Origin of the sequence: Pontibacter sp. HSC-36F09 (assembly GCF_024171605.1) — a bacterium.
Lineage (GTDB): Bacteria > Bacteroidota > Bacteroidia > Cytophagales > Hymenobacteraceae > Pontibacter.
Genome location: NZ_JALKAA010000001.1, coordinates 279,028 through 291,737, shown reverse-complemented (window position 1 = coordinate 291,737; position 12,710 = coordinate 279,028). Strand labels below are relative to the sequence as shown.

The following is a 12,710-nucleotide window of genomic DNA, read 5'->3' as shown; positions in this document are numbered from 1 at the left end:
CTCCTCATAGGTATAGAAATCCCTAACCTACCAATTACCCTAACCGCTTGATTATTAAAAATATATACTTTGTGCATAATTTGCTAAATTAATATAGTTATGCTAAATTGGTATACCTGATATTTAAAACTACTATACCTCAGTATGTTATGAAGCATCCCATCTGTCCGCGCTGCAGTGCTATGGAAGTCGTGAAAAGCGGCATCATCAACGATAGGCAGCGTTATCGCTGTAAAAAATGCAGTTACTACTTCACGGTAAACAAGCTCGGGAAAGGGATTGACAGCTATTATGTGACCAAAGCCCTACAACTCTACATCGAAGGCATCAGCTACCGCGAGATCGAGCGGATTCTGGGTGTGAGCCACGTTTCCATCATGAACTGGGTGCGCAAGTATAAAATAAAGGCGCCAGAGCAAACCGAGTATCACCCGACATATAAAATTCTGAATCACACCGAACTGGTGGAGCACATGAAAAACAATGCCAACCTAAAAGGGGCCGGCATGATGATCACCGAACTCGGCGACAAGTACATGATGATCAAATGGAAGCGGTTTAAGGATTAAGTGAATTGCTAAATTGATGATGGTTAAATTGTTTTTCCTGGTGTGGTAGCTGTCACCACCCTTGCTCGTGTCCTGCGAGTGTAGAGCTATTAAGTGACTCTTTCCGAGGGTGTTCGGGAGTTTTAATTGGCAGCTTGTGCATGATTAACATCCCCCTGCCCCCTTCAAAGGGGGACTTTCCGCCATCAGTATAGTCAGGTATAATCCTCGTAGCACAGTCTACTGGCAGGTATGGCAAGACTTACTTGCACTGAAGCAACGCAGCAGACAATGGTGCCAAGTGCACCTTTCGACACTCCACTGTTCGAGCGTTCAGCGAGTTTGGAGGGTCTTGATTTTTTTGCTTACTTTTTTCATCAAGGAAAAAAGTCAGTGCCCGCCGCACAGGCGAGGCTACTAAGCAATACTCTTTGCTATACCTGCAAAAGCCACCGCTACCTCAGTTACAAACTGTTTCTAATCAACTACCAGTTACCACCTCATTAAACTGGCAGTGCCACCAAATTTTATGGTATAACCAACCCCGAAAATCCACAAAAAACCACATTTTTTCCCTCATGTATACCAACTTACCAAATATATACACCCCTTTACCCTTTTTCATAAATCTTCCTTAAAATAGATAAAGAATTCGGGGAAACAGCTGACCTCTCTTCACCTTAACATTTAGTATTCCAAATGAAGAAATTGTTACTAATTGTAGTGGCAGGGCTGGTGCTTTGCTGCGCAGGAAAGAGTGCGTCTGCTCAAGGCTCTACGGAGTACGGGGCAGGTATAAAGCTGCCCCTCAACGAAGACGGCAGTAAGTATATCCGCTTTATCACCTGGCACCAGGTATGGGTCAGGTATAACGAGCATAATTCGGGTACGATCCGTAACGGGGAGCCGGTCGATAATACGCTCGATTTTGGTTTGCGCCGTTCCCGCTTTCTGACCTATTCTCAGATCTCACCCCGCTTTTTGGTACTCCTGCACTTTGGGGTAAACAACCAGAATGCCGTGAGTGGCGGTGCAAACCCGGCACTGGATGGCAAGAAGCCGCAAATCTTTATTCACGATGCCTGGACGGAGTATAAGGTGTTCGACAAGGAGCTGTCAATAGGAGCGGGCCTGCATTACTGGAACGGTGTTTCGCGCATGACCAATGCCAGTACGCTTAACCTCATGACCATCGACGCACCCATCTTCAACTGGGCCACCATCGATGCAGCCGACCAGTTCGGCCGTATGCTGGGCGTGTACGCCAAAGGTAAACTCGCAAAGCTTGATTATCGTGTGGCCGTAAATGATCCCTTCCTGACAAACACGGCAGAGGCGATCGGTCCAAACGCCAACTACAATCCACGGAACAACAATAAGGTATACCAGGGCTATTTCAACTGGCAGTTCTGGGACCAGGAATCAAACCTACTGCCCTTTATGGTGGGCACTTATCTGGGTACGCGACGGGTGTTCAACATAGGTGCAGGTTTTATGCACAATAAAGATGGCATGTGGCGCGAAGAAAATACCGTGGCAGGTATACAGACCGTGAAAGAAAACATCAGCCTGTTTGGTGTGGACGCCTTCCTGGACCTGCCGCTCAATACCGAAGCCAACACGGCCCTCACAGCCTATGGCGCTTACTATAACTATGACTTCGGGAGAGACAATGTGCGCAACATCGGGATCATGAACCCGGCGCAGGGCGGAGGCGGACTCCGAGGCAATGCCTTCCCGACCATCGGAACAGGCGATATTTTGTACGGTCAAGTGGGTTACTTGCTGCCAAAAGACCTGATCACCGAGAAGGCCAGACTTCAGCCATACGCCGCCTATAGCTATGGCAATCTGGATGGCGTGCAGAACAGCGGCGGCGAAAAAGTGCCTGTGAAAATGCTCGACCTGGGTGCTAACCTCTTACTTGAAGGCCACCACTCCAAACTCACGCTCAACTACCGCAACCGACCTGATTTCACGAATCCGGATAACCTGAAGTACCGCCCGGAGATCACCCTGCAGGCCATGATTTACTTGTAACAGAACCTTAAAAACAAATCGCTATACCCATGGAAAATAACAAGAACAGAATGCAGGAGTACTGGCAACGCAACGTGCGCATCCTCCTGACACTATTGGGCCTTTGGTTCGCCGTGTCCTATGTCTTCGGCATTTTGCTCGTCGACGAACTCAACCAGTTCCGGCTGGGCGGTTTTAAGCTGGGTTTCTGGTTTGCGCAACAGGGCTCCATCTATGTGTTTGTGCTGATCATCTTCATCTATGTATGGCTGATGAACAAGCTCGACCGCGAATTTGACGTGCACGAAGATTAATCTCCCACCACAAAAACCTTAAGACAATGGAAATCTTAACCTGGACATACATCATCGTGGGCATCACATTCGCCCTCTACATCGGCATTGCTATCTGGTCGCGGGCGGGCTCTACCAAAGAGTTTTACGTGGCAGGCGGCGGCGTTTCCCCACTGGCCAACGGAATGGCTACGGCCGCTGACTGGATGTCGGCTGCCTCGTTCATCTCCATGGCCGGCCTCATCTCGTTTATGGGCTACGACGGCTCGGTATACCTGATGGGCTGGACCGGCGGCTACGTGCTTTTAGCACTCTTGCTCGCGCCTTACCTGCGCAAGTTCGGCAAGTTTACGGTTCCTGATTTTGTGGGCGACCGCTACTACTCCAAAACTGCCCGACTGGTGGCGGTAGTCTGTGCTATTTTCATCTCATTTACCTATGTAGCCGGCCAGATGCGCGGCGTAGGTATCGTGTTCTCCCGCTTCCTGGAAGTGCAGATTGAGACTGGTGTGGTTATCGGTATGATCATCGTGCTTTTCTACGCTGTGCTGGGCGGCATGAAAGGCATTACCTATACCCAGGTGGCGCAATACTGCGTGCTGATTTTCGCGTACATGGTGCCCGCTATTTTTATCTCGATGATGCTCACAGGCAACCCGATTCCACAGCTGGGGATGGGTGGCACGCTGGCTGACGGTACATACCTGTTAGATAAACTCGATGGTTTGCTTCCGGAGCTTGGTTTCACAGCCTATACCGACGGCAGCAAAGCTACGATTGACGTGTTCTTCATTACAGCTGCCCTGATGGTAGGTACGGCGGGTTTGCCACACGTTATCGTGCGCTTCTTCACGGTGCCAAAAGTAAAAGACGCCCGTAAGTCTGCAGGTTATGCGCTGGTGTTTATTGCCATACTCTACACAGCTGCTCCGGCAGTAGGTGCTTTCGGGATGTACAACATGCTACAAACTACCAGCAACCAGGAGATTACTGCGATGCCACAGTGGGTAAGTAACTGGGAAAAAACAGGTCTGATTGGGGTGGATGACAAGAACGGAGATGGTCGCATTCAGTATGTGAAGGACCCGGCTGTGAACGAGCTCAAAATCGACAAAGACATCATGGTGTTGGCCAACCCGGAAATTGCGCAGCTGCCTAACTGGGTGATTGCCCTGGTAGCGGCAGGTGGCTTAGCTGCGGCCCTGTCTACAGCGGCTGGTCTGTTATTGGTGATCTCCACTTCTATCTCGCATGACCTGCTGAAAAAATCCGTGATGCCAGGTATATCCGAAAAACACGAACTGATTGCAGCGCGTCTAGCGGCGGCGGCGGCTGTAGTTGTGGCAGGCTACTTCGGTATCAATCCGCCGGGCTTTGTGGCGGAGGTAGTGGCTTTTGCCTTTGGTCTGGCTGCAGCATCGTTCTTCCCCATTATCATCATGGGCATCTTCTCGAAACGCATGAACAAGCAAGGCGCGATTTGGGGTATGGTTTCGGGTCTGGTGTTCACGATTGCATACATTTCTTACTTCAAGTTCATCAACCCAGCCGCCAACCTGCCTGAGAACTGGTTCATGGAAATTTCACCGGAAGGTATCGGGACTGTAGGTATGCTTATCAACTTTATCGTGTCCTTCGTGGTGTCCCGTTTCACGCCAGCCCCGCCAGCCCATATTCAGGATTTGGTAGAGGATATCCGCATCCCGAGAGGCGCCGGAGAGGCCGTGGCGCATTAATGTTTAATTGATTGTTGATGGCTAAATGGTTAAATTGTTGGATGGTTGATTCGGTGGCTTTACCATCGGTCAGCCATTCGGCAGTTTCACTAAATCGCTAAATCACGCATTCACTCATTCACTCATTCACTCATTCACTCAATCACAAACTCCCATGCGTGACCGCTCCAAAGGCAGACGACTCTTTTTCATCAGCGCCCTTTTCGTGGTGCTGTTGAATTTTCCGTTGCTCTCGATTTTCAATTCGGGTGGTACGGTGGGCGGTGTGCCGGTGCTATACCTGTACATTATGGTGGTGTGGCTCCTGTGCATTGGCGTGATCGGTTTTTACATTAATCATCAGGATCCCAGAAAACAGAAGAAATAAAGCATGAACTACTGGCTTGTCATCGGTGCGTCGTTTTTCTACCTGGCTTTGCTCTTTGGGCTGGCTTCATGGGCAGAAAGGCGATCGGCTGCAGGCAGAAGCTTCGTGGGCAATCCGTACATTTATGCGCTTTCAATAGCGGTATACTGCACCGCCTGGACCTATTACGGTTCGGTGGGAAGGGCCGCCACCACAGGTTTGGGCTACCTGGCTATCTACATCGGTCCGACGCTGATGGCTCCGCTCTGGTGGGTGGTCCTGCGCAAGATCATCCGCATCTGCAGGGTGCAGCGCATTACCACCATCGCTGATTTCATCTCGTCGCGCTATGGCAAGAATGTTACGCTTGGCAGCATCGCCACCATTGTTTGCGTGCTGGGAATTATACCTTACATCTCCATTCAACTCAAGGCCATCGCCAGCAGCCTGGACATCTTAACCGGTGCAAACGAGGTGGGCCGGAGTCCGATGTTCGGTGATACGTCTTTCTACATTTCGCTGGGCCTGGGTTTGTTTACCATCGTGTATGGCACGCGACACGTGGAGGCCACCGAGCGGCACGAAGGTATGGTAACAGCTATTGCTTTTGAGTCGCTCTTCAAGCTGGTGATTTTCATTGTGGCGGGTGTTTTCGTGACCTACGGTGTGTTCAATGGCTTCGGCGACATCATGCAACAGGCCACCCAACTACCCGATTTTGAGCGGCTGATGACTTTCGATAGTGACAACGGCTTTTCGCAGTGGTTCTGGATGGTTGTACTGTCGATGCTCGCGATTCTGTTTTTACCGCGCCAGTTTCAGGTGGCGGTGGTCGAGAACGTGAACGAACAGCACCTGAACAAAGCCATGTGGCTTTTTCCGCTATACCTGTTTGCTATCAATATTTTCGTGCTGCCCATTGCCTTTGGCGGTGACATTCTGTTCGGCAATGCAGATATAGACGCCGATATGTTTGTGTTGGCTATACCTCTCAGCGAGGGCCAATCCATACTTGCTCTGCTGGTATACCTGGGCGGCTACTCGGCGGCCACCAGTATGGTGATTGTAGCAACTATTGCCCTGAGCGTGATGATCAGCAACAACCTGGTGATGCCGCTACTGGTAGGTATACCTGCCATCAAAAACCGCTACCAGAATCAGTTCACGAAGCTCCTACTTTTCAGTCGCAGGCTGGGTATTCTGTTGATTTTGTTACTCGCATACCTGTACTACAAAGGCGTGGCGGAGCATTACTCGCTCGTGGAAGTCGGGCTGGTGTCGTTTGCGGCGGTGGCACAGTTTGCACCGGCCATTATCGGGGGCATTTTCTGGAAAGAAGGCACCAAAAATGGGGCGTTGGCAGGTATAGTGGTCGGTGCGGCAGTCTGGTTCTATACCTTGGTGGTGCCGTCAATGGTGGGGGTGGGAATGCTGCCGGATTCTATTCTGGAGCATGGACCGCTAGGTATAGCCTTACTTAAACCCTTCGAGTTGTTCGGTCTGCAGGGCATGGATTACATTTCGCACGCTATGTTCTGGAGTATGTTCCTGAATGTAGGGCTCTACATTGGCGTGTCGCTTTTGAGCAGGCAAACATCGCAGGAACGCAACCAGGCGGAGGTTTTTGTGGACATCTTCAGGTACTCCACCGTGTTCGAAAGCTCCATCGTCTGGAAAGGCACGGCGTACATACCTGACATCAAATCTTTGCTGGTGAATTTCCTGGGTGAGAAAAAAGCCGAAGTCGCCATGAAAGCCTACAAACGCAAATACCCCGAACCGGAAGACGAAACCGGCAAGGCTGACCCGAAACTGGTGACTTATGCCGAGAAGGTCTTATCGGGAGTTATCGGGTCTTCGTCGGCCCGCATCATGGTGGCGTCGGTAGTGAAGGAAGAGAAAATCAGTATCGACGAGGTGCTCAACATCCTGAAAGAATCACAGCAACTGATTTCCATCAACAACGAACTGCGCCGCAAATCCCTGGAGCTACGCCGCGCCACCGAGCAACTCCGCAGCGCCAACGAACGACTCAAGCAACTTGATGAGCTCAAAGACGAGTTTTTATCAACAGTCACGCATGAGCTCCGCACCCCACTGACTTCCATACGGGCGCTTTCTGAAATTCTGTATGATAACCCCGAAATGGAGCGCGAGGACCAGGAGCATTTTCTACAAACCATTGTGAAGGAGTCCGAACGATTGACGCGACTGATCACACATGTGCTGGATTTGGAGCGCTTCGAGTCAGGTAAACAAAAGCTTAACCTGGCGCCGGTACAGATAGAAGAGGTGGTGCGTGAATCGGTGGAGGCGCTCGGGCAATTGGTGCAGGAAAAAAACATCGACTTGGTGGTGGATGTGCAGCATAACCTGCCGGTCATCAGCGGCGACAAAGACCGCCTGATGCAGGTACTGGTCAACCTGGTCTCCAATGCCGTCAAGTTCTGCAACCCGGAGCATGGCCGCATCATCGTGTCGGGTTACTACATCGACGGCGACATAAAGGTGAATGTGGTGGACAACGGCAAGGGAATCGACCCGGAGTTTCACAAACAGATTTTCGACAAGTTTTACCAGGCGCAGAACCAGAACATCCGCAAACCAGAGGGCAGCGGACTGGGACTGGCCATCTGCAAAAAGATAATTGAATCGCACCAGGGGCGCATTTGGGTGGAAAGCGAACCGGGCAAAGGATCCCGGTTTTCGTTCGTGTTGCCTGTGAGAGTAAATGTGCCCGCAAACGTATAAAACTATGAGTACCAAAGAGAAATTGAAGGTGTTGGTCGTGGATGATGAACCGAGTATACTGATGCCGCTGGAGTTTTTGATGCGCAAGAATGGCTATCAGGTATACATTGCCCGCAACGGCACCGAGGCCATGGAGAGCGTGGACAAGGAGCGGCCCGACGTGGTGTTGCTCGACATTATGATGCCCGACGTGGACGGCTACGAGGTATGCCGGCACATACGCCAGAGCGAAGTAATGGACGGGGCCAAGGTGATTTTTATGAGCGCCAAGACCAAGGACGCCGACATCAAAAAAGGCTATGACGTAGGGGCAGATCTGTACATTCCTAAGCCCTTTTCAACCCGCTTCCTGATAGAGAAAATCAAGGAACTGACAAAAAGTTAATCGTAACAAAAGAATTGGAGATATGGATACAGTAACCCAAACCAACAGCTCGTATGCCGAGGCCTACGAAAGAAGCATACAGGACCCTGAAGGATTTTGGGGCGAACAGGCACAGCAAATTGCCTGGTTCGAAGAGCCAAAGCAAATCCTGACCACCGACGAAAACGGCTTCTACCGCTGGTTCGCGGGCGGCAAGCTCAATACATCGTACCTGGCCCTGGACTACCACGTAGAGAACGGCCGCGCCGACCAGACCGCCCTGATTTATGACTCGCCCGTGACCAACACTATTCGCAAGTACAGCTACCGCGAGTTCCTCGACATGGTGGCCCGCTTTGCCGGTGCGCTGCGTGGTTTGGGTGTGGAGAAAGGCGATACTGTGGTGATTTACATGCCGGTTATACCTGAAGCCGTAGTTGCTATGCTGGCCTGCGCAAGGTTAGGTGCTATTCACTCGGTAGTGTTCGGTGGTTTTGCGCCGCATGAGCTCACGGTGCGCATCGACGATGCCCGCCCGAAGGTGGTTGTCTCCGCTTCCTGTGGTATTGAGTTCGACAAGCACATCCCCTACAAGCCGCTCCTGGACAAAGCCCTGAACGATAGCAAACACAAGCCCGAGCATGCCATCATTTTGCAGCGCCCTTACGTGGAAGCCGACATGCAGCCCGGCCGCGACCTCGACTACATGGACGTGTTGCAGAAAGCCCAGCCAGCCGACCCGGTTCCGGTTGATGCGCACGACCCGCTCTATGTACTCTATACCTCCGGCACCACCGGCAAACCAAAAGGCATCATCCGCGATAATGGCGGCCATGCCGTGGCGCTCAAGTTCAGTATGAAAGCCGTTTATGGCGTGGAGCCCGGCGATGTGTTCTGGGCTGCTTCGGATGTGGGTTGGGCTGTGGGGCACTCATACCTGGTATACGCCCCGCTGATTCATGGCTGCACCACGGTGCTCTTCGAAGGCAAACCGGTGCGCACTCCGGATGCCGGTACTTTCTGGCGCGTTATCATGCAGCACGACGTAAAAGTGCTCTTCACCGCCCCAACCGCTATCCGTGCCATCAAAAAAGAAGACCCGGACGGGATAGAGAAAATCAAGTATGACCTGCCTTCGCTCAAGTACCTGTTTTTGGCTGGCGAGCGCTGCGACCCGGCCACCTACTATTGGGCAAAAGACCTGTTGCGTATACCTGTCATCGACCACTGGTGGCAAACCGAATCGGGTTGGCCGATGGTGGCGAACATGGTAGGTTATGGTCTGAAACCAGCCAGAGCAGGAGCAGCAGGCTTGCCGGTGTGTGGGTATAAAGTGGAGATTCTGGGCGAGGAAGGGCAGGAGCTTATACCTGCGCAGGAAGGTTACGTGGCCGTGAAGCTGCCTTTGCCTCCCGGCTGTCTGCCAACGCTTTGGGAAGACAACGACCGCTTCTACAAGTCTTATCTCGATCGTTTCCCAGGTTATTACATGACCGGAGATGGGGGCTATATGGATGAAGATGGCTATATTTATATCATGGGCCGCATTGATGACGTCATCAATGTGTCGGGTCACCGCCTCTCAACCGGAGAGATGGAAGAGATGGTAGCCTCACACCCTGCCGTTGCCGAATGCGCCGTGGTAGGTATAGCCGACGATCTGCGCGGCCAACGCCCGGTTGGGCTGGTGGTGCTCAAAGACGGCCAAAACATCAGCGAGCAGCAGTTAGAGCAGGAACTAATTGCTCTGATTCGGGAGAAAATCGGAGCCGTGGCTTACTTCCGCAGCGCGCTCATTGTGAATCGCCTGCCCAAAACCCGCTCCGGCAAGATTCTTCGCAAAATACTACGAAACATTGCCGACGGTGTGCACTACGCTATACCTTCTACCATCGACGATCCGGCTATTTTAACGGAGATACACGATGACCTGAAGGAGCGGAAAATAGGGAATGCTTTTTTGGAGTAAGTTCCTGTAGGGACAGGTCTCGACCTATCCGAATCGTGCACCTTCACTGATTGAATAAACCTTAAATACCAATAACTAACCGATATCATGCCTAACATTCAAATCAAGACTTATCAGGAATACGAAGAAGCCTATAAGCGCAGTGTGGAAGACCCGGAAGGGTTCTGGTCCGATATAGCGAGCACATTTACGTGGCGCAAGAAATGGAACACCACCCTGGAATGGAACTTCGAGGAGCCGAACATAAAGTGGTTTAAGGGCGGCCGGCTGAACATAACAGAAAACTGCCTCGACCGTCACCTGAAAACCCGCGGCAACAAGCTCGCCCTGATCTGGGAACCCAACGACCCGAAAGAAAGATTTATCCGCTATACCTACCGCGAACTGCATGAGAAGGTATGCCAGTTTGCCAACGTGCTCAAGAAAAACGGCGCTAAAAAAGGTGACCGCATCTGTATCTACATGCCGATGATTCCGGAACTGGCTTTCGCTGTTTTGGCCTGCGCCCGTATAGGGGCCGTCCATTCGGTGGTATTTGCCGGTTTCTCGGCTGTAGCCATGGCCGACCGCATCAACGACGCGCAGTGCAGCATGGTGCTCACTTCTGATGGCCTGAACCGCGGCGCGAAGCAGATTCCGGTGAAGCGTGTGGTAGACGAGGCCCTGGAACGCTGCGAATCGGTGCAGAAAGTGATTGTAGTGGAGCGTTTGGGCTGGGCTGTGAATATGGTGGAAGGCCGCGATGTGTGGTACCACGACGAAGTACAGGGAGTGAGCAAAGACTGCCCTGCTGAAGAAATGGACGCTGAAGACATGCTCTTCATCCTCTATACATCCGGCTCCACGGGCAAACCGAAAGGGGTGGTACATACCTGCGGCGGCTACATGGTATATGCCCAGTATAGCTTCAGCAACGTGTTCCAGGTACAGGAAAACGATATTTACTGGTGTACTGCCGACATCGGCTGGATCACCGGCCATACTTATCTGCTTTACGGTCCGCTTTTGTTGGGCTCAACTTCGCTGATGTTCGAAGGCGTGCCGACCTTCCCGGATATGGGCCGTTTCTGGCAGGTGGTCGATAAGTTCGGCGTCAATATTTTCTACACCGCGCCAACTGCCATTCGCTCTTTGATGGGTGGCGATATAGATGATGTGCTTTCCTACAGCCTCGACTCACTCAAAGTGCTGGGATCGGTGGGCGAACCGATAAACGAAGAGGCCTGGCACTGGTACCATACCCACGTCGGCAAGGAACGCTGCCCGCTGGTGGATACGTGGTGGCAAACCGAGACCGGCGGCATCATGATCTCTTCTCTGGCCAACGTGACGCCTATCAAGCCCGCCCACGCAGCTTACCCACTGCCAGGTATACAGCCGATTCTGGTGGATGCAGAGGGCAAGGAAATCACGGACAACGAAGTGGAGGGCTACCTCTGCATGAAATTTCCGTGGCCAGGCATCATCCGGACTACCTATGGCGACCACGAGCGTGCCCGCCTGAGTTACTTCTCCACCTACAAAGGCCTGTACTTTACGGGCGACGGGGCCAAGCGCGACAAAGACGGACTGTACCGCATCATCGGTCGTGTAGACGATGTGATTAACGTATCCGGTCACCGCTTCGGAACTGCCGAAATTGAAGATGCCATCAACCATAACGACCACGTGGTAGAATCTGCGGTGGTGGGCTACCCGCACGACGTGAAAGGGCAAGGCATTTATGCGTTCGTTATCTGCAAAGAAATACCGGAGCGTGAAGATTACCTGCGAGCCGAGATCATTGAAACGGTCGTGGAGAAAATCGGCAAGATCGCCAAACCGGACAAGATCCAGATTGTAAGCGGACTGCCCAAAACCCGCTCCGGCAAAATCATGCGCCGCATTCTGCGCAAAGTAGCGGAAGGCGATACGTCAAATTTGGGTGATACTTCTACCTTGCTTGATCCGGATGTAGTGGATGAGATTAAAGCAGGTGCTTTATAAGAGTTTTTAGTTGATAAGTTTAGTTGAATGCGTAAAGTCCTGCGGCGTCTGTTGCAGGACTTTTGCATTTCAGGCGGGTTTGGTGATAACAGGTATAGTGGTCGCTTCTAGTGCGAACGTCCTCGCTCGTGTCTGTTATAGAGGGGCCTCCGGCCCAGGTATAGATTTTTGCTGTGTAGCGTAGGTTTATCAGGTATAGCGAGCTGTATTGTTCTATAGCTTGCCCTGGCCGGGCGGGCCTTACTTTTTTTCTTGATAAAAAAAGTTAGCAAAAAAATCAAGACCCTCCAAACTCGCTGACCGCTCGAACAGTGGAGTGTCGTAAAGTTGCACTTGGCTGATGTGATCTGTTGCATTGCTTTAGGGGCAAGTTACTCTTGCTATACCTGCCTAGGCTATGTGACAGGAACTACAACGCCTTTTACTTATTAACCCGCAACGGCAGGAAAGTCCTCCTTTGAAGGGGCAGGGGGATGTTAAGCGTGCACACAAAACCGCAACTACGAAGTCTATACCTGTGTGATGGCAGCGGCTAACTCATTCCTCTGTTTTGGGGGTAGGGGCCCTCGACAAAAGGGGAAGGCTGGGATAATAGGGGTGTGTTTAATCGTTTGAGATAATCCTACAAATCCATTTTAAACCTGTAAATCCTGATTCAGACAACTCTTGCAATCCTGTCTCCAAAACCGTACCTTCAA

9 protein-coding genes are annotated in these 12,710 nt (G+C 51.7%); all 9 read left to right on the top strand.

Annotated features, from left to right (window positions below; all coding sequences use genetic code 11):
• The first annotated feature begins 149 nt into the window (after window positions 1–149).
• The 9 genes from L1278_RS01250 (at window position 150) to acs (ending at window position 12,012) form a co-directional block, all read left to right on the top strand.
• A complete protein-coding gene (locus L1278_RS01250; RefSeq protein WP_253400691.1) occupies window positions 150–569 on the top strand; it encodes a helix-turn-helix domain-containing protein in 420 nt (139 codons plus the stop codon).
• A gap of 678 nt (window positions 570–1,247) precedes the next feature.
• Entirely contained in the window at window positions 1,248–2,588 is a 1,341-nt protein-coding gene (locus L1278_RS01245; protein WP_253400690.1) for a hypothetical protein, read from the top strand.
• A 29-nt stretch (window positions 2,589–2,617) separates the two neighbouring features.
• Entirely contained in the window at window positions 2,618–2,881 is a 264-nt protein-coding gene (locus tag L1278_RS01240; RefSeq protein ID WP_116542928.1) for a DUF4212 domain-containing protein, read from the top strand.
• 26 nt (window positions 2,882–2,907) lie between these two features.
• Entirely contained in the window at window positions 2,908–4,596 is a 1,689-nt protein-coding gene (locus L1278_RS01235) for a sodium:solute symporter family protein (RefSeq protein ID WP_253400689.1), read from the top strand.
• A 154-nt stretch (window positions 4,597–4,750) separates the two neighbouring features.
• Window positions 4,751–4,963, top strand: a complete 213-nt coding sequence (locus L1278_RS01230; protein WP_253400688.1) for a hypothetical protein — start codon at window positions 4,751–4,753, stop codon at window positions 4,961–4,963.
• 3 nt (window positions 4,964–4,966) lie between these two features.
• On the top strand, window positions 4,967–7,693 hold the full coding sequence (locus L1278_RS01225; protein ID WP_253400687.1) for an ATP-binding protein: 2,727 nt from the start codon (window positions 4,967–4,969) through the stop codon (window positions 7,691–7,693).
• 4 nt (window positions 7,694–7,697) lie between these two features.
• Window positions 7,698–8,078, top strand: a complete 381-nt coding sequence (locus L1278_RS01220; protein ID WP_253400686.1) for a response regulator transcription factor — start codon at window positions 7,698–7,700, stop codon at window positions 8,076–8,078.
• A 22-nt stretch (window positions 8,079–8,100) separates the two neighbouring features.
• On the top strand, window positions 8,101–10,026 hold the full coding sequence (locus L1278_RS01215) for a propionyl-CoA synthetase (protein WP_253400685.1): 1,926 nt from the start codon (window positions 8,101–8,103) through the stop codon (window positions 10,024–10,026).
• An 87-nt stretch (window positions 10,027–10,113) separates the two neighbouring features.
• On the top strand, window positions 10,114–12,012 hold the full coding sequence (gene acs, locus L1278_RS01210; RefSeq protein WP_253400684.1) for an acetate--CoA ligase: 1,899 nt from the start codon (window positions 10,114–10,116) through the stop codon (window positions 12,010–12,012).
• The last annotated feature ends 698 nt before the right edge of the window (window positions 12,013–12,710 follow it).

Bases quoted from the DNA above. Each gene is read 5' to 3' on its own strand.
- L1278_RS01235 (WP_253400689.1), top strand. From the start codon at position 2,908: ATGGAAATCTTAACCTGGACATACATCATCGTGGGCATCACATTCGCC.
- L1278_RS01230 (WP_253400688.1), top strand. From the start codon at position 4,751: ATGCGTGACCGCTCCAAAGGCAGACGACTCTTTTTCATCAGCGCCCTT.
- L1278_RS01245 (WP_253400690.1), top strand. From the start codon at position 1,248: ATGAAGAAATTGTTACTAATTGTAGTGGCAGGGCTGGTGCTTTGCTGC.
- L1278_RS01225 (WP_253400687.1), top strand. From the start codon at position 4,967: ATGAACTACTGGCTTGTCATCGGTGCGTCGTTTTTCTACCTGGCTTTG.
- L1278_RS01220 (WP_253400686.1), top strand. From the start codon at position 7,698: ATGAGTACCAAAGAGAAATTGAAGGTGTTGGTCGTGGATGATGAACCG.
- L1278_RS01250 (WP_253400691.1), top strand. From the start codon at position 150: ATGAAGCATCCCATCTGTCCGCGCTGCAGTGCTATGGAAGTCGTGAAA.
- acs (WP_253400684.1), top strand. From the start codon at position 10,114: ATGCCTAACATTCAAATCAAGACTTATCAGGAATACGAAGAAGCCTAT.
- L1278_RS01215 (WP_253400685.1), top strand. From the start codon at position 8,101: ATGGATACAGTAACCCAAACCAACAGCTCGTATGCCGAGGCCTACGAA.
- L1278_RS01240 (WP_116542928.1), top strand. From the start codon at position 2,618: ATGGAAAATAACAAGAACAGAATGCAGGAGTACTGGCAACGCAACGTG.